The sequence below is a fragment of the Pseudomonas sp. R4-15 genome (assembly GCF_055768815.1).
Genome location: NZ_CM147293.1, coordinates 1225264 through 1247296, shown reverse-complemented (window position 1 = coordinate 1247296; position 22033 = coordinate 1225264). Strand labels below are relative to the sequence as shown.

Here is a 22033-nt window from a genome sequence, read left to right as displayed (position 1 = left end):
CGTCGAAGGGCAACGCGTGACCGTGATCCGGGCACGCCGGCGGCTGAGCGCCACATCACCGACGCCACGGGTCTCGTATCAGGGATCGACACCCGAGGCCGCGTGCTCGACTACACCGTTATCAGAGGAAACACTCATACAAAAGGCGAGACTGCCCCTCGCGGCAGCCTTGTTGGGCTCGTCCATCAGCCCGGCCGCACCCGCCGACTTCGTTGCCGACAGCCGCGTAGGATGGGTTGAGCGCAGCGATACCCATCAGCCCCGCCCGCAATGGGTATCGTCGCTCCGCGACTCAACCCATCCTACGCGCTGTAATCCTCGCGCCCCGGTTGCCCGCCCGGGGTGCGAGGGGTTATCCACGGTGCCCGATCAAGGCCACGCTCGCCACCGCGTAGGATGGGTTGAGCGCAGCGATACCCATCAGCCCCGCCCGCGATGGGTATCGTCGCTCCGCGACTCAACCCATCCTACGCGCTGTAACCCTCGCGCCCCGGTTGCCCGCCCGGGGGTGCGAGGGGTTATCCACGGTGCCCGATCAAGGCCACGCTCGCCACCGCGTAGGATGGGTTGAGCGCAGCGATACCCATCAGCCCCGCCCGCAATGGGTATCGTCGCTCCGCGACTCAACCCATCCTACGCATCAACCCGTTCCCGGCACCGAAAGCCCGACGCAGAGCGTCGTCCGCGGAGCTCATACGCGGGCCACCGCCGAGGCCGTTTACCTCAATCCCGCCAGAACCACGGCACGGCGCAGCACGCCAGACTCGCGAGAATCAGCCACAGCGGCTGGTCGATGGCGAACTGCACCGCCATCAGCACCACGCCCGAGCACAACAGCACCGGTGAGTGCCGCTTGCGCGCATAGGCCCACATGCCCATCGCGATGGCGCTGAAGAACGTGCTGATGAGCAGGTTCTCCATCAGCCGAGGAGTCCACTGGCCCGCTGTACGCGGCGCTCCACCGCGGCTTCGAAGACCCGCTGGCCCGGCCCGGCGCTGGCCAGGGTGAACCAGCGGCGGGCGCGGGTGATGCCGGTGTAGACCAGCTCGCGGGTGAGGATCGGCGACAGCGCATCGGGCAGCAGCAGCGCGGCGTGCTCGAACTCCGAGCCCTGGGACTTGTGCACGGTCATGGCGAACACCGTTTCCACCGCCTGCAGACGGCTGGGCAGCACCCAGCGGATGCGCCCGCTGCCGTCACCGGCGGCGAAGGCCACCCGCGCCGCCCATACGGGAGTCCCGTCCGGTCCGGGCAACGGCAGCGCCAGGGTGATGCCGATATCGCCGTTCATCAGCCCCAGGGAATAGTCGTTGCGGGTGACCAGCACCGGGCGCCCGAGGAACCAGCCCTGGGCGCTGGGGATCAGCCCCGCCGCCTCGAGCAGTTCGCCGATGCGCCGGTTCAGGCCGTCCACGCCCCAGGGCCCGCGGCGCAAGGCGCAGAGCAACTGGAAGCGCGCATGCCCTTCGAGCACCTGCCGGGCCCAGGCGTCGAACGCCTCGGGCTGCGCACTCAGCGCCGGGCGCTGGGCGACCAGGCCGAGGTAGTGGCGATAGCCGACCGGGCCGAACAGGTCGCCGCCACGGCCGCCGTCGATCACCAGATCGGCGAGGGCGCGGGCTTCGCTGGCATCCACATGACAGTGCGCCAGGGCCTCGTCGCCGGCGCGCCAGACCGACCGGCAGGCCGCCACGTCGCCGTCGTTGACCGCCGTGGCGAGGCGCCCGATGCCGCTGTCGGCGCCGAAGCGGTGGCTGTGGCGGAGCATCGCCACCGCCTGGTCCAGCGGCTCGCCGCCGGCGTCGAGCAGCTCGGCATCCGGCGCGCTGCCGCTGGCCTGGCGCAGCCACTCGACGGTCTGCGGCCAGTAGTGGCCGGCGCGCGCGCGGCTGCACAGCTCGCCGAGCACCGCGCCGGCTTCCACCGAGGCGAGCTGGTCCTTGTCGCCGAGCAGGATCAGCCGCGCGCTGGGCGTTAGCGCGGCGAGCAGCGCTGCCATCATCTCCAGGTCGACCATCGAGGCCTCGTCGACCACCAGCAGGTCGAGCATCAGCGGATTGCCGGCGTGGTGGCGGAAGCCGCGGCTGTCCGGGCGACTGCCGAGCAGCCGGTGCAGCGTGGTGACCTCGGTGGGAATGCTCGCGCGCAGCGACTCGCCGCCGGGCAGATCGTCCAGCGGCAGGCGGCTGACCGCGCCGGCGATGGATTCATTGAGCCGCGCCGCGGCCTTGCCGGTGGGCGCGGCGAGGCGGATGCGCAGCGGCCGTTCGCCGCTGGCCAGGCTCTGCAGCAGCGCCAGCAGGCGCACCACGGTGGTGGTCTTGCCGGTGCCGGGGCCGCCGGTGACGATGCCGAAGGCGCTGCCGGCCATCAGCGCGCAGGCCAGCTTCTGCCAGTCCAGCGGCGCGCCTTCGCGGGGCGGGAACAGCACCGCCAGCGCCTGGCGCAGCGCCGTCTCGGGCAACTGCGCACGCAGCGCAGTGCCCTGCGCCAGGCGTGCGTCGATCGCCGCGCGCACGTCGCGCTCGTAGCGCCAGTAGCGCCGCAGGTACAGTCGGCTGCCATCGAGCACCAGTGGCTGCGCGCCTTCGCCACGACCGACCAGACGCGGATCGTCCAGCGCGGCGCACCAGCGCGCCAGGTCGACGCCGTCAAGCAGCATGCCGGGCAGCGGCGGCGCGTCCTGCTCGCTGTCGCCCTCCGGCGGCAGCGACAGGGCGAAGCGGCTGTCGGCCAGGGTCGCCGCCAGGTCCAGGCAGACATGCCCGCGCCCCAGTTGATGGCTGGCCAGCGCCGCGGCGAGCAGCGCCAGCGGCTCCACGTCCGGCGCCAGTTCCACCAGGAAGTCGGCAAACACCCGGTCCAGCTCACGCAACCAGCCACGCTCGGCCCAGCGCACCAGCAATGCCTGCAGGGCTTCGACGCTCATGCCGCGCCCTCCTCGGCCTGCCCGCGGAACAGCGCATCGAGCGCTTCCATCAGCGCCAATGGCGGTTTCTCGTGGAACAGCCCCTGGCTGTCGGCGCGGTAGCCGCGCAGGAACAGGTAGATCGCGCCGCCCACATGGCGCTCGTAGTCGTAGTCCGGCAGACGCACGCGCAGCAGCCGGTGCAGGGCGAACAGGTAGAGCGCGTACTGCAGGTCGTAGCGGTGCTCGAGCAGCGCCGCGCGGATCGCCGGCGTGCTGTAGGCGGCCTCGTCGGCGCCGAGCCAGTTGGATTTGTAGTCGATCACGTAATAGCGCCCGTCATGTTCCACCACCAGGTCGATGAAGCCCTTGAGCATGCCGTTCAGCCGCGTGTTCTGCAGCGCCGGGCGGGCCACGCCGCCCAGGGTGTGTTGGCGCACCAGGCGGTCAAGACGGCCCAGGTCGGTGCGCTGGGTGGCGAACCAGAATTCCATTTCCTTGCGCCAGCCGGAGAGCCCGGCCAGGCGCAGCGGCGGAGCGCCGGGCAACGCGAAGTCGCAGCTCAGCAGGCCCTGCAGCCAGTCGCAGAGCGGCTCGATCCAGGCTTCCCAGTCACGCAACTGGCAGCGTCGGGCGACCTGGTCGCGCAGGCGCCCGGGGTCTGCCGCGAGGCTCGCGAAACCCTCGTCGGCGGCCCATTCGAGCAGGCCGTGAAGGAAGCTGCCCGGCGCCGATCCACGCGGGAAGGCGTGCAGGCTGCCAGCGCGCGGACGCACGAGCAGCGGGGTCTCATCCGCCGCCAGGCTGTCCTCGCCGAGACGCTCGGCGGCGGCGCTGTCCGGTTCGTCGGGCGCGGCGCCGCTCCATTCGCCGCTGGGCACCGCCAGCGCCGAGTAGCTGGCGATCCACCAATGTTCGGCGACGCGCCGGCCCGGTGCCCGCGCCTCACCCAGGGCGCCGGGCGGCGGCGGCAGGTAGCGCTGTTCCTGCACCTCGGGTGCGGCCGTGACGCTGATCGCCGGGCAGCCCTCGGCGAGCTCCGCCAGGCGCGCGGGGATGTCTTCGTGGGCCAGCGCGGCGCCACCGCCGAGCAGGTAGCCGACGCCGCCCTTGTGCAGCTCCGGCTTGCGCGCGTTGCCCGCCACCAGCGGCGCGACACCCAGCCAGGTGGCGTGCCGCGCACGCGTCAGCGCCACGTAGAGCAGGCGCATGTCCTCGCCCAGGCGCTCGTCGTTGGCGCGCTCCAGCGCCGGGCCGGCGCCCTCCTTGTCGCGCGCCAGTTCGACCACGCGGCCGTCGCCATCCTGGTAGCCGGCCGGCTCGCCGCGCACGTCATGCTCGCGCCAGCTACAGGCGAACGGCAGCAGCACCAGCGGGTACTCCAGGCCCTTGGACTTGTGGATGGTGACGACCTTGATCAGGTCGGCATCGCTTTCCAGGCGCAGCACTTCCTCGCCGGAGGGGTTCTCCAGGCGCTCGGCCAGGGCGCGCAGCAGGGCGTGCTCGCCGTCCAGTTCCACCGCCGCGCGCTGCAGCCATTCGGCCAGGTGCAGCAGGTTGGTCAGGCGCCGCTCCCCACCGTCGCTGGCCAGCAGCCGCGCCGGTAGCGCATGGTCGGCGAGCAGCCGGTGCAGCATCGGCAGCACGCCCTGGCGCTGCCACTGCTCGCGGTAATCGCGGAAACGCAGCACGCAGTCTTCCCAGAAGCGCTCGTCGGTGTTCAGTCGCTCCAAGGTTGCCCAGGGCAGGTCGAGGCTGGCGGTGGCGAGCGCGGCGCGCAGCAGGCGATCGTCGCCCGGATCGGCACAGGCGCGCAGCCAGTGCAGCACGTCGCGCGCCTCGGCGCTGTCGAACAGCGAGTCGCGGTCGGACAGGTAGACGCTGGCCAGTCCGCGCCGTGCCAGTTCCTCGCGCATCGCCTCGGCCTCGCTACGGCCACGCACCAGGATGGCGATGTCCGCCGGGCGCAGCGGCCGCCAGGCGCCCTGCTCGTCACGGAAACCGCTGCGGCCCTCGCCGGCACCCTGCAGCCAGCCGCACAGCGCGCTGGCGGCGCGTGCCGCCATCTCCCGGCGATAGACGCCCGCGCCGCAGACCTCGCCGTCGTGGTCCAGCCACCAGAAGGTCAGCGCATCGGCCGGCGCGCCGTCGAGCCAGAGCGTTTCCTTGCGGCCCTGGGCGCCGACCTCGACGAAGGGCACCGGGTTGCCCGCCTCGCTGGCGAAGCGAAAAGCCCCGCGCGCATGGCCTTCGGCGTAGCGGAAGCAGCGGTTGGCGGCGGCGACCATCGCCTCGGTGGAACGGAAGTTCTTCGCCAGGGTGTAGTGGCGCCCGGCGGTGGCGGCGCGGGCGCGCAGGTAGGTGTGGATGTCGGCGCCGCGGAAGGCGTAGATCGCCTGCTTGGGGTCGCCGATCAGCAGCAGCGCCAGCTCGCGGGGATTCGCTTCGATGCGGTAGAGGCGCTCGAAGATGCGGTACTGGCGCGGGTCGGTGTCCTGGAATTCGTCGATCAGCGCCACCGGGTACTGGCGACGGATCTGCTCGGCCAGGCGTTCGCCGGACTCCCCCTGCAGGGCGCGGTCCAGACGCACCAGCAGGTCGTCGAAGCCCAGCTCGGCGCGGCGCCGCTGCTCGGCCTCGAGGCGTTCGCGCACCTCGTCCAGGGCGTGCAGCAGCAATTGCGGGGCGATCTGCGGGCGCGCGTCCTGCACGTCGAGATAAGCGTCCAGCGCCTGCAGCGCCGGGTGCAGAGGGACCTGGGTCTTGGCTTTGACGCGCAACCGGGTCTGCCCGAAGCGTGCCAGGTTGTCCGGCGCCGGACCGCCCTCGGCCCAGGCCGCCAGCGCCTGCAGCCAGCCGGCGAAGGTGGCGTCATCGTCCTTGCCGCGGTAGCTGTTGCCGTTGAGCTGCGGGCGCAGGCCATTAAGCAGCGCTTCGATCTCGACCCGCGAAGCGGCCCAAGTCTCGCGGGCGGCCTGTTCGGCGGCCTGCAAACGCGCCAGCGCCTCGCCACTCTGCGCCAGCAGGGCATCCAGATTTTCCGGCGTGCTGAGCGGCTGGCCGGCGTGCAGGAAGCCCTCGGCCTCGCGCGCCAGCAGCGGTTGCAGTTGCGCGGCCAATGCCTGCGGACCGGCGAAGCACTGCCGTACCGCCTCCGCCGGGCCGGCGGCCAGCGGATAGAAGTGCCGCCGCCAGTAGTCGCGCACGCTCTCTTCGAGCAGTTCGCGCTGATCGCTGACCAGCTCCTGGTCGAACAGGCTGCCGCTGTCGAAGGCATGCTCGCGCAGCATGCGGTAGCACCAGCTGTGGATGGTCGACACCGCCGCCTCGTCCATCCACTCGCCGGCCAGGCGCAGCAGCCGTGCGCAGGCCGGCCAGCGTTCGGCGGGGTATTCCGCGCGCAGGCGCAGCAGCACGCCCTCGTGCTCGCCGGGTTCCTCGGCGAAGCAGCGCGCCGCCTCGCCGAGGCGCGCGCGGATACGTTCGCGCAGCTCCGCGGTGGCGGCCTCGGTGAAGGTCACCACGAGGATTTCCGGCGGCGCCAGCGGGCGGCCGAAGGCCTGCTCGCCGCCGTGGTCGAGCACCAGGCGCACGTACAACAGGGCGATGGTGAAGGTCTTGCCGGTGCCGGCGCTGGCCTCGATCAGGCGGCTGCCGTGCAGCGGAAACTTCAGGACGTCGAGGGACTGGACGCTCATGCCGGGGTCTCCTCGTCGGCGCGCACGAAGGCCAGCAACGGCCCGTAGAGACGCTCGGCCAATTCGCCGAACTCGCCGCTGGCGGACAGCGCGGCGAAGTCCGGGTAGACCCGCGCCAGGGCGGTCGAGGCCTGCACCTCGCCGGTCAGGTGGAAACCGCCCTCGTAGCGTTTCTGCGCCTCGCGGGCGGCGCGCTCGGCCGCCTCCTCGCCACCGGCGGCAAGCCAGGCGAAGGCGGTCTTGCTGGCCAGCGGCAGTGGTCGCTGCAGGCCCTCGCGCAGGGTCTCCAGCGCCTCGCCGAGCAGCGCCTCGGCGCGCGACGCCGGCAGCGCGGGCCAGTACAGGTCGCCGGTCAGCGAGACCAGTACGCTGGCGCACGGCTCGCCACTGCATTGCAGTGCGAGGTGGCGCAGCCAGGGCCGCAGCAACGCGTGCCATTTGTAGCTGCGCCCCTCGTGCAGCTTGCCGGAGACCAGTTGCAGGCTGGCCAGTTGGCCGTCGGCGCTGCGCCGCAGGCCACCGAGCCAATCGGACAATTGCAGCTCGCCACGGCGCAATTGCAGCTCGCGGGGCTGCGTCTGCACCTCGCTCCAGTACTGCAGGCGCGCGTGGTAGCGGGCGAACAGCTCGGTCAACGGCTGACCCAGTTCGCGGCCAACGAAGCCGCCGAAGGCCGCCAGCGGCAGGCGTCCTTCACGGCGCAGGCGTGCCAGGGCGGCGTCCAGTTGCTGCGGGAAATCCTCGGCCTGCCAGTCCGTCTCCACCCACGGGCGCAGCCGCTCGCACAGCTCGAACTGCAGCTGCCAGCGCTGCAGGCCGTCGAGCTGGAACGGCTCGCTGTCCTCGTCGGCCAGCTCGGCGTCGTCGAAGCGCACCTTCAGCCGCTGCAGCAGGAAGGCCTCCACCGGGTTGACCAGGAAACGCGCCAGCTCCGCCAGGCTCAGCGGCGCCTGCGCCAGCCAGGCCGGCAGCGCGCTGGCGACAGCGGCTTGCGGCGCCTCGTGCACCGCGCGCCATTCGCCGGCGTAGGTGAACAGCCCGGGCTCGCCGGCGAAGTAGCGGCGGCTGAACGGCTGCAACGGGTGCTCGCAGGTCAGCCGCGCCAGCAGGTCGTCCTCGCTGCGCTGCCAGCCGGCGGCCAGGTGATCGCGCAACTGGCCGATCAGCACCGACGGCGGGCACTCGCCGTTGTCGCGGATGCTGCGCCCGACCCAGCTGACGTAGAGCTGCTCGCGCGCCGAGAGCAGCGCTTCGAGCAGCAGGTAGCGGTCGTCTTCGCGGCGCGAGCGGTCGCCGGGGCGGTAGTCCCGGCGTATCAGGTCGAAGTCCAGCGGCGACTGCGGGCGCGGGTAGTCGCCGTCGTTCATGCCCAGCAGACAGACGACGCGGAACGGGATGGCGCGCATCGGCATCAGCGTGCAGACGCTCACCGCGCCAGCGAGAAAACGCTGGTTGAGGCTGCCGGCGTCGAGTCCGGCGAGCCAGGCCTCGCGCACCACGGCGAGCGGCACCGGCTCGTCGAAGCCGGCGTGCTCGCAGCTCTGCAGCCAGGCGTCGAGCAGTTGCAGCAGTTGCTGGCGCAGCAACTCGTCGTGCTCGTCCACCGGCGTGAAGAAGCGCGCCAGCAGCGCCCGCAGGCGCTCGCCCCAGACGACCGGTAGCGCCGCCTCGGCGAGGATCGCGGTGCTCTCGTCGAGGGCATCGAGCAGGCTCGCCAGGGGGCCGAGCAAGGCGGCATCCAGGCCACCGATCTCGGCGAACGGCTCGATTCCGGCGAAGGCCTCACCGTCTCCGGCAGCGAAGCCCAGCAGCATGCGCCGCAGGCCGAAGCGCCAACTGTTGGCCTCCCCCACCGCGCCCAAGCCGAGTCGTGCGCGCTGTTCGGCGTGCAACCCCCAGCGCACCCCGGCGCCTTCGATCCAGCGGCGCAGCAGCGGCAGGTCGGCCTCGGCGACGGCGAAGCGCTCGCGCAGCGCGCCGACGTCCAGCAGGTCGAGCACCTCGCTCACCCCCAGGCGGCTCTCCGGCAGGTGCAGCAGTTGCTCCAGCGCCAGCAGCAGCGGCTCGCGGCCACGGCGGCCCTGGTCGGCCAGGGTGTAGGGGATGAAGCGCGGATCGTCGCGACCGAGGCGACCGAACACCGCCTCGATGTGCGGCGCATAGGCGTTCACGTCCGGCAGCATGACGATGACATCGCGCGGACGCAGCGTAGGGTCGGCGTCGAAGCGCGCGAGCAACTGGTCGTGGAGGATCTCCACCTCGCGCTGGGCGCTGTGGGCGATGTGGAAGCGGATCGACTGATCGTCCGCCGCCGGTGCCGGCCAGTGGTTGCGCGACTCCTCCAGCGGACGCAGTTCGAGGATGTCGTCCTGCAACTGGCCGAGCAGATGCCGCGGCGCGCCGTCGTCGAACAGATCGATGCGCCCGCCGAAGCGTTCGCGGTAGTCCTCGGGCTCGTCGTATGCGTCGAGCAGGTTGATGTAGTCGCGGCCCTGCTTGCCCCAGGCCGCCAGCAGCGGCTGGGCGTACTGGTGCGCGACGTCCTCGGCGAGCAGCGCCGGCATGCCCGGACGGCGGCCCTGGCGGCGGTACTCATGGCGCAGCAGGTCCTTGTCGGCGACGATTTCGCCCCAGTGATGGCGACAGGGGTTGTGCACGCAGAGCAGCACCTGGGTGACCCGTGCCAGGGCGGCCAGCGCCTCCAGCGTCTGCGCCGGCAACGCGGAGATACCGAACACCACCACCCGCCGCGGCAAGCCGACGGGCGCCGGTTCCTGCGTCAGGCGCTGGAGAAACGCCCGGTGCACCCCGGCACGGCTGCCGGCCAGGCCGTCGGCGCCGACATCCTCGAGCAGCGCACGCCACAGGCGCGCCTGCCACAGAGCCTCCTCGCCCAGCGGGCGCGGCTCGCCGCGGGCGTCACGCTGCTGGTCGCGGCCAACGGCCCAGTCGGCCAGCCAGTCGGCGCGATACACCTGGTAGCCGTCGAACAGGTCGGCCAGGCGTTCTGCCAGTTGCAGGCGCTTGCGGCAGTCGGCGTCGTCGGCGAGGAAGCGCCGCAGCGCGGCGAAGGCGTCCTGCTCCAGCAACGTCGGCAGCAGGCGCATCAGGCGCCAGGTCAGCGGCGCCTTGTCCAGTGGCGAAACCTCCGGCACCGCCGCGCGCCCCAGCGCGGTGCGGTAGGCCTGCCAGAGGAACTGCGCAGGCAATTGCACGTCCAGCGCCGCGGTGATGCCGCAGCCGCCGTCCTCGCGGTCGCGCCCCAGTGCCAGCTTCAGCCACTGGGCGATGCCGTTGCTCTGCACCAGGACGATCTCGTCTTCCAGCGGCGCCAGCGGGTGCCGGTCCATCCATTGCACCAGCAGGTCGCGCAGGGTCTCCGGGCGGTTGCCGTGGATGATCATCAGGCCGGGGGCGAGGGTTTGGCTCATGGGCGCTCCGTATCGAAGGCTGCATTGTCGCCGTCATGGCGCGTGCCGGCCAGCCTGCGCCGCGTGCGCGACAACCGACGTCGCGCAATTGCACGGAAGCGCCCGCTGGCCGATGATGCCGCTCCATCCCAGAAAATGGACGTACTGCGATGACCAACCGGGTGAACGAGAACAGCGAGCTCTACGGCTACCTGCAACAGATGGCCGAACGCGAAGGCTCGGACATGTTCTTCAGCGTCGGCGCCCCGCCGCACCTGAAGGTGCAGGGCCTCAGCGAGCCGCTGCAGGCACCGCTGCTCGAAGCCGGTGGCGTACGGCGCCTGGCGCTGTCCTTCCTGAGCGCCGAGCAACTGGCGGAATTCGAGCGCGAGCTGGAGCTCAACCTGGCGCTGGATGCCCCCGGGGTCGGGCGTTTCCGTGCCAACATCTACCAGCAGCGTGGCGAGCTGGGCATGGTGCTGCGCTACGTGCAACACCGCATCCCCTCGCTGAACGAACTGGGCGTGCCGCCGGCCCTGGAGCGCCTGGCCTTGCTCGACCGGGGACTGGTGCTGGTGGTCGGCGCCGCCGGCTCGGGCAAGTCCACCACCCTGGCGGCGATGATCGATGCCCGCAACGCGCGCAAGAGTGGGCATATCGTCTGCATCGAGGACCCCATCGAATTCGTCCACGCGCACAAGCGTTCGCTGGTCGACCAGCGCGAGGTCGGCCTGGATACCCACAGCTTCGCCAACGCCTTGCGCAACGTGCTGCGCGAGGCGCCGGACGTGATCATGCTCGGCGAGGTGCGCGACCAGGAAAGCATGCAGCACGCTATGAACTACGCGCAGACCGGCCACCTGTGCCTGGCCACGCTGCACGCCACCAGCACCACCCAGGCGGTGGAGCGGGTGGTCAGTTTCTATCCCGAACATGCGCGCAAGCAGGTGCTCGCCGACCTCTCGCAGAACCTCCTGGGTATCGTCGCCCAGCGCCTGGTACCGGGCCTGGCGCAGCGCCGGGTGCTGGCCGCCGAACTGTTGCTGGCGACCCCGCACCTGCGCGACCTGATCAAGCGCGACGAACTGCACGAACTCAAGGCCGGCATCGCCAACGCGCCCGAGCAGGGGCCGCAGACCTTCGACCAGCATCTGTTCGACCTGCTGAGCGCAGGACGTATCGGCCTGGAGCAGGCGGTCCGCCACGCCGACTCGCGCACCGACCTGATGCTGCGCGTACGCCTGGAGGGCCCGGCCTCGCTCGCCGGCCAATTGCCGACGGACTAGGACAGGTTGACGTTTCATCCACGGCCGCGCCGGATGAAACGTCAACAGGCCCTCGCCACCACCCAGCCTCTCAAGGGAACGCGACAAGCCGTCACAGGTCTGTCATAAATACCTCGACGTTCCTGCCAGGGAGGCTGCCCAGTTGCTCACCCTGCTCAATCTGCTATCGGCCATCGCCCTGCTGGTCTGGGGCACGCACATCGTGCGCACCGGCGTGCTGCGGGTCTACGGCTCGCAACTGCGCCAGACCCTGGCGCGCGGCATCGACAACCGCTTCGTTGCCTTTCTCGCCGGCATCGGCGTCACCGCGCTGGTGCAGAGCAGCAACGCCACCGCCTTGCTGGCGACGTCCTTCGTTGCCCAGGGCTTGATGGGGCTAGCGCCCGCCCTGGCGATCATGCTCGGCGCCGACGTCGGAACGGCGCTGATGGCACGGGTGCTGACCCTCGACCTGGCGTGGCTGTCACCGCTGCTGATCTTCACCGGCGTGCTGCTGTTCCTCTCGCGCAAGGAAACCCGACTGGGCCAGGTCGGCCGTACGCTGACCGGCCTCGGGCTGATCCTGCTGGCACTGTCGCTGATCGTCGCCGCGGCGCAGCCGATCACCGAGTCCCAGGGCGTGCAGGTGCTGTTTGCCTCGCTCACCGGAGACCTGCTGCTCGATGCGCTGGTCGGCGCGGTGTTCGCCATGCTCACCTACTCCAGCCTCGCCGCCGTGTTGCTCACCGCGACCCTGGCCGGCGCCGGAATGATCGGCCTGCCCGTGGCCATCGGCCTGGTGGTCGGGGCGAATATCGGCAGCGGCCTGCTGGCTTACCTCAACAGCGCCGCGCAGAGCCCGGCGGGGCGCCGGGTGGCACTGGGCAACCTGCTCTACAAGCTGCTCGGCCTGCTGCTGGTGATGCCGCTGCTGCCGCCGCTGGAGAACTGGATGGCCGGCAGTGGCTACGGCGCCGCGACCCTGGTGATCGGGTTCCACCTCGCCTACAACAGCCTGCGTTGCCTGCTGCTGCTGCCCACCTGTCGCGCCATGGCGCGGCTGTGCCTGCGCCTGTTGCCCGATCGCGCCGAGCAGGACGGCGTGGCCCGGCCTCGACATCTGGACGTCTCGGCCCTGGAGAGCCCGGCCCTGGCGCTGCCGCTGGCGGTGCGCGAAACCCTGCGCATGGGCGACCTGGTCGAGGGCATGCTGGACGACCTGCTGCAAGTCCTGCGCTATGGCGAGCGCGAACCGGGACGGCGTATTCACCGCCGCGACGACGACGTCGATGCGCTGTATGGCGCGGTCAAGCTGTACCTGGCGCGGATACCCCGTGAGGCCATGTCGGACGCGGAAAACCGCCGCTGGGCCTCGATCGTGGAAATGGCGGTGAACCTGGAGCACGCCGGCGACATCATCGAGCACATGCTCGACAAGCTGCAGCACCACAAGCATTCGCGGCGTCACCAGTTCTCCGATAACGGCCTCGCCGAACTCGGCGAATTGCATGCCGCGCTGAGCGCGAACCTGCGCCTGGGGCTGGGGGTCTTCATGGGCGAGGATGCCCAGGGCGCCGAGCGCCTGCTGCGCGAGAAACGCAAGTTCCGCCTGCAGGAGCGGCGCATGGCCCAGGCGCATGTGGATCGCCTGGGCCAGCGGATACCGCAGAGTCTGGAAACCAGCTCCCTGCATCTGGAGCTGATTACCGACATGAAGCGACTCAACTCGCTGTTCTGCAGCGCCGCCTATCCGGCGCTGGAACAGTCCGGCGAGCTGGAGCGACGCCTCAGCTCGGACGCCGCCGACGCTGCAAGAACACCACCAGAGCGAACAGCATGAGCGCCGGAATCCACAGCAGCTCCTTCGGCGGACGCTCGTTGGCCACCCTCACCGCGAGAATCTCCTGATCGAACTGCAGTCCGGCCGCCTCCGCTGGGCTACCGAAACCGACGCTGTCGACCAGGGTCTTGCCGTCGTCCTCGTAGAGCATCAAGCCCAGCGCTTCGAGGCGCGCCTCGCCGGTTTCGCCCTCGGGCACCGGTAGCTGCATGGAGAACTCGCGCGAGTCGCCCACCGCATCCTCGCCGCGCACGCGCAGGCGCAACGGTTCCTCGGCGGGTACCTCGCCGAGCACCTGCGCCAATTGCGCCGGCGGCACATCGCGGAACGGCGGCTCGACCATGTCCAGCCAGAAGCCCGGGCGGAACAGGGTGAAGGCGACCAACAGCAACAGCGCGCTCTCGTAGAACCGGCTGCGCACCAGGAAGAAGCCCTGGGTCGCGGCGGCGAAGATCAGCATCGCCACGGTAGCGATGACGAAGATCAGCAGGCCGTGCCAGAAATCCACGTCGATCAGCAGCAGATCGGTGTTGAAAATGAACAGGAACGGCAGCGCAGCCGTACGCAGGCTGTAGAAGAACGCCACCAGGCCGGTCTTGATCGGATCGCCCTTGGACACCGCCGCCGCGGCGAACGAAGCCAACCCCACCGGGGGCGTGACGTCGGCCATGATGCCGAAGTAGAAGACGAACAGATGCACCGCGATCAGCGGCACGATCAATCCGCTCTGCTCGCCCAGCGCCACCACCACCGGCGCCAGCAGGCTGGACACCACGATGTAGTTGGCGGTGGTCGGCAGGCCCATGCCGAGGATCAGGCTGAAGACCGCCGTTAGCAGCAGCATCAGCAGCAAGTTGCCCATCGACAGCAGCTCGACCAGGTCCGCCAGCACCAGGCCGACGCCGGTCTGCGACACCGCGCCGACGATGATCCCGGCCGCCGCGGTGGCGATGCCGATGCCGATCATGTTGCGCGCGCCGGCGATCAGGCCCTCGCGCAGGTCGATCACGCCGTCCTTGAAGGTGCCATGGTCATGGCTGCCGTCGTGACGCATCCAGCTCAGCAACGGGCGCTGGGTGAGCAGAATGATCACCAGCATCACGCTGCCCCAGAAGGCCGACAGACCGGGGGACAGGCGTTCGACCATCAGGCACCAGACCAGTACCACCACCGGCAGCAGGAAGTGCAAACCGGAAAGCAGCACCGCCCGGGTCTGCGGTAGCTCTTCGAGCGGCGCATCGGGATCTTCCGCCGGCAACACCGGAACGCTGGCAGCGATCTTCAGCAGCCCGAGATAGACCAGCGCCAGCAACAGGCCAATGCCTTCCAGGGCGAACTCGCCCAGCGCCGGCTTGAGCCAGCCCAGGCCGTAGTAGACGACCAGCGAGAGCCCGCAGATCAGCGCGACGCCGAAGGCGAAACCGGTCAGCCGGCGCAGCCAGGGCTTGGGCTGCACGCTACCGATCGGTTGCAGGTCGAGCTTGAGGGCCTCCAGGTGGACGATGTAGAGCAGTGCGATGTAGGAGATCGCCGCCGGCAGGAAGGCGTGCTTGATCACCTCGACATAGGGCATGCCGATGTACTCGACCATCAGGAAGGCCGCGGCGCCCATCACCGGCGGCATGATCTGGCCGTTGACCGAGGAGGCCACCTCGACCGCACCGGCCTTTTCCGCGGAGAAGCCGGTGCGCTTCATCATCGGGATGGTGAAGGTACCGGTGGTGACCACGTTGGCGATCGACGATCCGGAGATCATCCCGGTCAGTCCCGAGGACAGCACCGCCGCCTTGGCCGGCCCGCCGCGCAGGTGACCGAGCATGCTGAAGGCCAACTGGATGAAGTAGTGACCGGCGCCGGCACGCTCGAGCAGCGCACCGAACAGCACGAAGAGGAACACGAAACTGGTGGAGACCCCCAGGGCGATGCCGAACACGCCTTCGGTGGTGATCCACTGGTGGTTGGCCAGCGCGTGGAAGCTGACCCCGCGATGCGCCAGCAGGCTGGGCATCCAGGGCCCGGCCAGGCTGTAGAAGAGGAAAACCAGGGCAATGATCGCCAGCGCCGGGCCCAGCGCACGTCGCGTGGCCTCCAGCAGCAGCGGGATGCCCAGACAGGCGGCGAGCAGGTCGGCGGTGGTCAGGCTCCCCGGTCGCTGCGACAACTGTTGGTAGAAGATGTACAGGTAAGCCGCGCACGCCGCGGCGAGCAGGCCAAGCGCGATGTCGGCCAGCGGCACCCGGTCGCGCGGCGAGCGACGAAAGGCCGGGTAGGCGAGAAACGCCAGCAGCAGGGCGAAGGCCAGATGGATGGAGCGGGCCTCGGTGTTGTTGAACACCCCGAAGCCGAGCACGAAAGGCAGTGGCGAGGCGATCCACAACTGGAACAGCGACCAGAGCAGCGCAAGCCCGGCGATGATATGCGCCATGGCACCAGCGGGACTGCGCGCGCCGACATCCTGGGCGATCAGTTCCTCGGTGGACAGGGTCTTCTCGGACATGAAGGGCTACCTTGTAGCAGTGGCAACAGACGACGGAACCCGCGGCCAAGATGGCTCGCGGGTTCCGTTAGCGATAGCGCGGTAGAGGCCTAAGAGCCTAATCACGATCTCGCGAGCTGGAGCGGTGCGAGAAAACAGACAAGGAGGCGGAATTTACGCGCTGTAAATCAGCGCTCCGAGCCTGTCTTCAACGCAGCACAGCCGACGCGCAGCAGATCGTGAACAGGTTCTTACAGCCAGCCACGCTCCTTGTAATAGCGCTCGGCGCCCTCGTGCAGCGGCGCGGTCAGGCCCACCTTGATCATGTCCTCGGCCTTGAGGTCCTTGAACGCAGGGTGCAGGCGCTGGAAGCGCTCGAGGTTGTCGAACACCGCCTTGACCAACTGGTAGACGACCTCGGGATCGGTCTTGGCGCTGGTGGAGAGCACCGCCTTGCCACCGATCGACGGCGTCGGCTCGTCGTTGCCCTTGTACAGGCCGCCGGGAATATCGGCCTTGGTGTAGTAGGTCTTCTCGGCCAGCAGCTTGTCGATCTCCGGGCCGGTCACCGGCACCAGCACCGCGTCGACGGTGGTGGTGGCTTCCTGGATGGCGCCGTTGGGATGGCCGACGAAGTAGGTCATGGCGTCGATGTTGTTGTCACCCAGCGCGCTGGCCTGCTCGGCCGGCTTGAGCTCGGCGGCGAGGGCGAACACGGAGCGATCCCAACCCTTGACCGCCATGATTTCCTCGAGGGTATCGCGCTGCCCGGAGCCCGGGTTGCCGATGTTCACGCGCTTGCCCTTGAGGTCATCGAACGTCTCGATGTTGGCGTCACGCCGCGCGAGGATGGTGAACACTTCGCTCTGCAGCGAGAACACCGCGCGCAGGTCGTCCATGGGGCCTTGGGCCTCGAACGGCGCCAGCCCCTTCATGGCCTTGTACTGGTGATCCGACTGCATGATGCCGAAGTTGAACTCGCCACTGCGCAGGCCATTGACGTTGGCTACGCCGCCGCCACTGGCCGGCGCGTTGCATTTGACGCCATGCTCGCCCGCCGAGCGATTGACGAAACGGCAGATGGATTGGCCCGCTACGTAGTAGACGCCGGTCTGACCACCGGTGCCGATGGTGATGAAACGCTCCTGGGCCTGGGCGATACCACCCAGAGAAAGGGCCAGTGCAGCGGACAGGCCGCATATGAGGGATTTTCCTTTCATGCTCAAGGTTGACTCCTTCTTCTTCTATGAATGATCGCGCAGCTCCTGGAACGGTAGCTGAACGAACGCAGGACTGTACCGGCAAGCCTAGCCGGAAACATCCAGGCCCGCGACAAGATGGGCTCGCAGCGCGTCACCAGCTGATGACTGGTGTCAACGGCCCGCGTGGTACACCGGGCATACTAGCCATCTCTTCGCCATCACTCGAGCCGCCCATGGAATGCCAATTCCAGAACCTCCTCCTGGCCCGAGCCGACGTTCAGGACAAGACCCGGCTACGGCAATTGATCGCGGACGGCCAACTGGGCTGCCAGTTGCTCGAGCGTCCCATGGACTGCCAGTTGGCGCCGGCCTGCCGCTGGCTCGACGAGCGAGCGCTGAACGATCCGGCGCGGGTGCAGGCGGCATTGAGCGACGCGGTGGAGTTGCTCGAGCGCACCCGCCACGCCTTTCGCTCGCGCGAACTGGGTGAACTGCGCCGCCGCCTGGCGCGACTTTTGGACGAGTTGTCGCAGGATTCTCGATTAAGCTAAGGTCTCTTTTGTTCCGCGACGCGCGGGAACGGCTTTGCCGGTCAGGACATCCGGGCCTGAAAGACGAAGCGTGGCACGCCAGCCCTTTGGGCGCGGGCGTGCACGTCTCATCGTCTTGCCTGAGGAAGGATGCAATGGCCGCCGCAAAGGACCTTGATGCGCTGATCGATCGATTGGCGCTAGGCTCGCAGGAAATACAGGCACGTCGCGACTTTCTGCAGTGGAGCGAGGCCGACGCAGAACGCCTGCAGTCGCATGCCCCGCACATGCAGGAGGCTCACGCCGCGTTCGTCGAACGCCTCTACGAGCACCTTGGCGCCTTCGCCCCGACCGCCGGCCTCATATGCGACCCAGAGCGTCTGGTACGCCTGAAGCGCTCGCAGAACAGCTACTACCGCAAGCTCTGGGAAGGCCCCTACGACCTCACTTACGCGCGCGAGCGGCTGGCTATCGGCGTGGTCCACGAGCGCGTCGGTATCGAGCTGCCCTGGTACCTGGGCGCCTATCGCATGTACCTCTCGGACATGCTCGAGACATTGGTCGAGGCGTCTCCGGAGCGCACCATCTACGCCAGCCTGCTCAAGGCGGTGTTCTTCGACATGGCGCTGGCCATAGACACCTACAGCGCGGCCCAGCGCCAGGCGCTGGAGCACAGCGAGGCGCGCTTCCGCCGTGCGCTGCGGGGCGCCAACGACGGTATCTGGGAATGGGACGTGGAGCACGATCGGCTGTACTGCTCCGATCGCTGGGCCGGCATGCTCGGCCTGAAACGCGACGAACTGAGCGGCAATAGCGGCGCCTGGTTCAGTCGCGTGCATCCCGACGATTTCCGTGAACTGCGCCAGGCCATCGACCGCCACCTGCGCGGTGAGACGCCCTGGCTGAACCATGAGTACCGCATCCGCCGACGGGCCGGCGACTATGCCTGGGTGCTGGTCCGCGGGGTGGCCGAGCGCGACGATGACGGCAGCCTGCGCCTGGCAGGTTCGCAGACCGATATCAGCCACAAGGTCGCCGCCGACATCCAGTTGCGGCATGCCGCCCGCCACGACCCGCTCACCGGGCTGGCCAACCGCACGCGCCTGGACGAGTTGCTGCAGCAGGCATTGGCGCGCCTGCGCAAGGCCGGCGCCCGGCAAAGCGCCCTGCTCTTCGTCGATCTCGACCGTTTCAAGCTGATCAACGACAGCATGGGGCACGCCGCCGGCGACCTGGTACTGGTCGAGGTGGCCGAGCGCCTGAGTCGCTGCCTGCGCCCGGGCGATCACCTGGTGCGCTTCGGCGGCGACGAATTCGTCGCGCTGCTCGACGACATGGCACGCCAGAGCGACGCCGAGCAGGTGGCCCTGCGCATGCTCGAGGCGCTGCAGCAGCCCTTGCACCTGCGCGAACATACCCTGGTGGTCACGGCCAGCATTGGCATCGCCACCCTCGAGGACCACGGCCACAGCCTCGACGTGCTACAGGCCGCCGATCTCGCACTGTATCGCGCCAAGGCCGCCGGAAAGGCGCAGTTCGCCCGCTACAGCGACGAGCTGCAACTGGCCGCGCAGCGCCAGCTCGCCCTGGAGAGCGCCTTGGCGCGCGCTCAATCCCAGGGCGAATTCGAGGTTTACTACCAACCGATCTGCCGTATCGAGGAGGGACGCCCTCACCTGCAAGCGGTGGAAGCGCTGCTGCGCTGGCGCCACGAGGGCCGGGTGATCTCTCCCGCCGAATTCATCCCGTCGCTGGAGGAGTCCGGCGAGATCGTCCGCGTCGGCGACTGGGTACTGCGCCAGGCCTGCCAGCAGACGCGCGCCTGGCAACTGGCCGGACAAACCCAACTGCGCTGCTCGGTGAACATCTCCAGTCGCCAGTTGCAGCAGGCCGACTTCGTGACCCAACTGACCGATGCATTGATGGAAAGCGGCCTTCCGCCGGCGAGCCTGACCCTGGAGATCACCGAAAGCCTGCTGATGGAAGACAGTGCCGAGAACCTCTCGATCCTGCGCGAGATTTCCAGCCTCGGTGTGCGCCTGGCGCTGGATGACTTCGGCACCGGCTATTGCTCGCTCGGCTACCTCAAGCGTTTTCCGCTGGACACCATCAAGGTCGACAAGAGCTTCATCGATGGCGTGCCCGATCATCCGGAGCTCACCGCCATCGCCCGCGCCATCATCGGCCTGGGCAAGAGCCTGCACCTGCAAGTGGTGGCCGAGGGCGTCGAGACCGAGCGCCAGTTGAACTTCCTGCAACAGGAAGGCTGCCCCCTGGCCCAGGGCTACTGGTTCAGCCGGCCCCGCCCCGCATCGCAACTGGAACGCCTGTTCGACGGCAGCGATCCGTTCGAGGGCCAATGGTGCCTGTTGCCGGAGACCGCACACAGATCCTGAACGACGGCGCCCCGGCTGGCGGTAGCGGGGCGCACGGGCCGCCATCGCCCGCCCTAGGCCTCATCGCCCCTAGCCGAAGAACCAGTAGCAGACCCCAATCGCCGCCAGAACCCCAGCCAGGTCGGCGACCAGCGCGCAGCCAACCGCATGGCGTACGCGCTGGATGCCCACGGCGCCGAAATACACCGCCACCACATAGAAGGTCGTCTCCGTGCTGCCCTGCACGGTCGCCGCGAGCAGCGCGGGAAAGCTGTCCACGCCCTGGCTCTGCATGGTCTCGATCAACATCGCTCGCGCCGCGCTGCCGGAAAAGGGCTTGACCAGCGCGGTGGGCAGGGCCTCGACGAAACGGCTGTCCCAGCCGAGGCTCTCGACCACCCAGCGAATGCCGTCCAGCCCATAGTCCAGGGCGCCGGAGGCGCGCAGCACCCCCACCGCACACAGCATCGCCACCAGGTAGGGCAGCAGGCTGCGGGCTACGTCGAAACCTTCCTTGGCGCCCTCCACGAAGGCCTCGTAGACCGGTACTCGACGCAGCGCACCGGCGACCAGGAAGGCCAGGATCAGACCGAACAGGGTGAGGTTGCCCAACAGCGAGGAGAGTGACGACAGCGCCGCCGCCGACAGGCTGCCGAGCAGCGCCATGAACGCCGCCAGTCCGAGTGCAGCGGGAAGCAGGTAGGCGAGCACCACCGGGTCCCACAGGCGCAGGCGCTGCACCAGCGCCACCGCCAGCAGCCCGGCAAGACTCGAAGCACTGGTGGCCAACAGGATCGGCAGGAATACCAGCGCCGGATCCTGGGCGCCCTGCTGGAGGCGGTACATGAAGATGGAGACCGGCAACAGGGTCAATGAAGAGGCATTGAGCACGAGAAAGAGAATCTGCGCGTTGCTCGCGGTGTCACTACGCGGATTGAGCGACTGCAACTCGCGCATGGCCTTCAGGCCGATGGGCGTGGCGGCATTGTCCAGGCCCAGGCCGTTGGCGGCGAAGTTGAGGGTGATCAACCCCAGCGCCGGATGATTGCGCGGCACCTCGGGCATCAGCCGGGCGAACAGCGGTCCGAGCAGTCGAGCCAAGGCATCCACCAGCCCGGCACGCTCGGCGATGCGCAGAAAGCCCAGCCAGAGGGTGAGTGTGCCGAACAGCACGATCATCACCTCGACCGACAGCTTGGCCATCCCGAACAGGCTCTCCACCACGGCTGCGAACACGTCCGGGTCGCCACCGATCCAGCGCAGCAGCGCACTGGCCGCGGCGACGAGAAAGAAAGCGAGCCACAAGCCATTGAGCATGACGGTCTCCATCGGTCGGGAGTCGCCGATGATACCGGCTGTGCGCCTGCTTGGCGCGCATACGAAAGGGCCGTGGACGATCTCACTCGTCCACGGCCCTTTCAGCTAGACCCGGCCCGCACTGGCGAAGGTACCCCCTGTACCCTCGGGTCGTTCCTGACTTCCTGTCTAGAACATCCCGGCCCCTTGGTCCTGCGCCCTGCGGCGCGAGTACCCGCCTATCGACGCATGCGCCCGAAAATGAACGATGCGACGAAGAGGATCAGGAACAGGATGAACAGTATCTTGGCGATACCGGTCGCGGTGCCTGCGATACCACCGAAGCCGAGTACACCGGCGATGATGGCGATGATCAGGAATGTGATGGCCCAACTGAGCATGGCGGTTACCTCTCTTCTGGTTTTCTCGTCTAGCGGCGTGCAGCGATCAGATCGCCCACGTGCGGGTTAAGGGGTTCGTTTTGAGGGTCGTCGTCGCCACGGATGTAGTGACTCTCAAGCAGGGCCTGACCGATCACCAAGGCCGAACACAGCATGCTGGCCAGCAGCAGCAGCGCGAGCATGGAACAGGCGAATATCCACATGAGCTGGTCTCCCACGGTTGGCGACTCTTAGAAAACGAAGGTCTGTTGCTGCGGCAGGCGATCCCAGGCCTGGGGCTGCGGCGTCACCTCAGGCTCATTGGCCGGACGAATTCGCGCTACACCGTACGCCGGCGTGCGCGCGGCGGGGGCCGGGAGGGTCATCGCGCCCTGCTGCTGCATGACGATGCGTTCGCCTTCGTAAGCGGTGACCGGCGAATCCTTGAGGCTGGAGGTCTCGAACATCTGCAAAGCGCCCAGGGCAGCCACGGCAAATACCGCTTGGAACAACTGAGTCTTGAGTGTGCGATTCATCCTTAAGTCCTCCGGATGGGCTGTCACAGCAGCCGGTTTATCGATGCTTGCAAGAGATATTGCAGGGCCCGTGCCAGGCCAGATAATAAAAATAAATCCTTTATTTTCAATAACTT

14 protein-coding genes are annotated in these 22033 nt (G+C 68.7%); 4 read left to right on the top strand and 10 right to left on the bottom strand.

Translation table 11 applies throughout. The features are described from left to right. Positions 1-723: 723 nt before the first annotated feature. From ACYRGX_RS05920 to recC, 4 genes are read right to left on the bottom strand one after another with little or no spacing between them, the layout of a single operon-like run. A complete protein-coding gene (locus tag ACYRGX_RS05920; protein WP_473055682.1) occupies positions 724-921 on the bottom strand; it encodes a hypothetical protein in 198 nt (65 codons plus the stop codon). Then, positions 921-2930, bottom strand: coding sequence for an exodeoxyribonuclease V subunit alpha (recD, locus tag ACYRGX_RS05915; RefSeq protein ID WP_473055681.1), 2010 nt, complete (start codon positions 2928-2930; stop codon positions 921-923). The genes ACYRGX_RS05920 and recD overlap by 1 nt, the downstream gene beginning before the upstream one ends. Next, positions 2927-6607, bottom strand: a complete 3681-nt coding sequence (gene recB / locus ACYRGX_RS05910; RefSeq protein ID WP_473055680.1) for an exodeoxyribonuclease V subunit beta — start codon at positions 6605-6607, stop codon at positions 2927-2929. The genes recD and recB overlap by 4 nt, the downstream gene beginning before the upstream one ends. Continuing rightward, positions 6604-10038: an exodeoxyribonuclease V subunit gamma gene (gene recC / locus ACYRGX_RS05905; protein WP_473055679.1), complete on the bottom strand. Its 3435-nt coding sequence runs from the start codon at positions 10036-10038 to the stop codon at positions 6604-6606. Before recC ends, recB begins: the two co-directional genes overlap by 4 nt. A gap of 149 nt (positions 10039-10187) precedes the next feature. On the opposite strand from recC, the gene ACYRGX_RS05900 reads away from it, so the two are divergent. Both ACYRGX_RS05900 and ACYRGX_RS05895 read left to right on the top strand, forming a co-directional pair. Next, a complete protein-coding gene (locus tag ACYRGX_RS05900; protein ID WP_473055678.1) occupies positions 10188-11303 on the top strand; it encodes a PilT/PilU family type 4a pilus ATPase in 1116 nt (371 codons plus the stop codon). 142 nt (positions 11304-11445) lie between these two features. Beyond that, positions 11446-13122, top strand: a complete 1677-nt coding sequence (locus ACYRGX_RS05895) for a Na/Pi cotransporter family protein (RefSeq protein WP_473055677.1) — start codon at positions 11446-11448, stop codon at positions 13120-13122. Here ACYRGX_RS05895 and ACYRGX_RS05890 read toward each other — a convergent pair. Together ACYRGX_RS05890 and ACYRGX_RS05885 are read right to left on the bottom strand one after the other, a co-directional pair. Beyond that, entirely contained in the window at positions 13070-15619 is a 2550-nt protein-coding gene (locus ACYRGX_RS05890; RefSeq protein ID WP_473055676.1) for a TRAP transporter permease, read from the bottom strand. The two genes, ACYRGX_RS05895 and ACYRGX_RS05890, sit on opposite strands and share 53 nt — an antisense overlap. Before the next feature lie 230 nt (positions 15620-15849). Beyond that, positions 15850-16818: a TAXI family TRAP transporter solute-binding subunit gene (locus ACYRGX_RS05885; RefSeq protein WP_473056638.1), complete on the bottom strand. Its 969-nt coding sequence runs from the start codon at positions 16816-16818 to the stop codon at positions 15850-15852. A 215-nt stretch (positions 16819-17033) separates the two neighbouring features. Here ACYRGX_RS05885 and ACYRGX_RS05880 point away from each other — a divergent pair, with 215 nt between their 5' ends. Continuing rightward, positions 17034-17351, top strand: coding sequence for a hypothetical protein (locus tag ACYRGX_RS05880; RefSeq protein ID WP_473055675.1), 318 nt, complete (start codon positions 17034-17036; stop codon positions 17349-17351). A gap of 134 nt (positions 17352-17485) precedes the next feature. After that, positions 17486-19726 carry an EAL domain-containing protein gene (locus ACYRGX_RS05875; RefSeq protein ID WP_473055674.1) on the top strand — a complete coding sequence of 747 codons (2241 nt, stop codon included), beginning with the start codon at positions 17486-17488 and terminating at the stop codon, positions 19724-19726. Positions 19727-19795: 69 nt separating this feature from the next. Here the strand turns inward: ACYRGX_RS05875 and ACYRGX_RS05870 are convergent, their stop codons facing one another. The 4 genes from ACYRGX_RS05870 to ACYRGX_RS05855 all read right to left on the bottom strand — a co-directional run bounded on the left by ACYRGX_RS05870 (position 19796) and on the right by ACYRGX_RS05855 (position 21917). Continuing rightward, positions 19796-21022: a nucleoside recognition domain-containing protein gene (locus tag ACYRGX_RS05870; RefSeq protein WP_473055673.1), complete on the bottom strand. Its 1227-nt coding sequence runs from the start codon at positions 21020-21022 to the stop codon at positions 19796-19798. A gap of 218 nt (positions 21023-21240) precedes the next feature. Next, complete coding sequence (locus ACYRGX_RS05865) at positions 21241-21402, bottom strand: DUF1328 domain-containing protein (RefSeq protein WP_473055672.1); 162 nt, start codon at positions 21400-21402, stop codon at positions 21241-21243. Positions 21403-21431: 29 nt separating this feature from the next. Continuing rightward, positions 21432-21605 (bottom strand): hypothetical protein, encoded by a 174-nt coding sequence (locus tag ACYRGX_RS05860; RefSeq protein ID WP_473055671.1) that lies wholly within the window; start codon positions 21603-21605, stop codon positions 21432-21434. A gap of 27 nt (positions 21606-21632) precedes the next feature. Beyond that, positions 21633-21917: a hypothetical protein gene (locus tag ACYRGX_RS05855; protein WP_473055670.1), complete on the bottom strand. Its 285-nt coding sequence runs from the start codon at positions 21915-21917 to the stop codon at positions 21633-21635. Positions 21918-22033 lie beyond the last annotated feature (116 nt).

Bases quoted from the DNA above. Each gene is read 5' to 3' on its own strand.
- ACYRGX_RS05920 (WP_473055682.1), bottom strand. From the start codon at position 921: ATGGAGAACCTGCTCATCAGCACGTTCTTCAGCGCCATCGCGATGGGC.
- recD (WP_473055681.1), bottom strand. From the start codon at position 2,930: ATGAGCGTCGAAGCCCTGCAGGCATTGCTGGTGCGCTGGGCCGAGCGT.
- recB (WP_473055680.1), bottom strand. From the start codon at position 6,607: ATGAGCGTCCAGTCCCTCGACGTCCTGAAGTTTCCGCTGCACGGCAGC.
- recC (WP_473055679.1), bottom strand. From the start codon at position 10,038: ATGAGCCAAACCCTCGCCCCCGGCCTGATGATCATCCACGGCAACCGC.
- ACYRGX_RS05900 (WP_473055678.1), top strand. From the start codon at position 10,188: ATGACCAACCGGGTGAACGAGAACAGCGAGCTCTACGGCTACCTGCAA.
- ACYRGX_RS05890 (WP_473055676.1), bottom strand. From the start codon at position 15,619: ATGTCCGAGAAGACCCTGTCCACCGAGGAACTGATCGCCCAGGATGTC.
- ACYRGX_RS05885 (WP_473056638.1), bottom strand. From the start codon at position 16,818: ATGAAAGGAAAATCCCTCATATGCGGCCTGTCCGCTGCACTGGCCCTT.
- ACYRGX_RS05880 (WP_473055675.1), top strand. From the start codon at position 17,034: ATGGAATGCCAATTCCAGAACCTCCTCCTGGCCCGAGCCGACGTTCAG.
- ACYRGX_RS05875 (WP_473055674.1), top strand. From the start codon at position 17,486: ATGGCCGCCGCAAAGGACCTTGATGCGCTGATCGATCGATTGGCGCTA.
- ACYRGX_RS05870 (WP_473055673.1), bottom strand. From the start codon at position 21,022: ATGCTCAATGGCTTGTGGCTCGCTTTCTTTCTCGTCGCCGCGGCCAGT.
- ACYRGX_RS05865 (WP_473055672.1), bottom strand. From the start codon at position 21,402: ATGCTCAGTTGGGCCATCACATTCCTGATCATCGCCATCATCGCCGGT.
- ACYRGX_RS05860 (WP_473055671.1), bottom strand. From the start codon at position 21,605: ATGTGGATATTCGCCTGTTCCATGCTCGCGCTGCTGCTGCTGGCCAGC.
- ACYRGX_RS05855 (WP_473055670.1), bottom strand. From the start codon at position 21,917: ATGAATCGCACACTCAAGACTCAGTTGTTCCAAGCGGTATTTGCCGTG.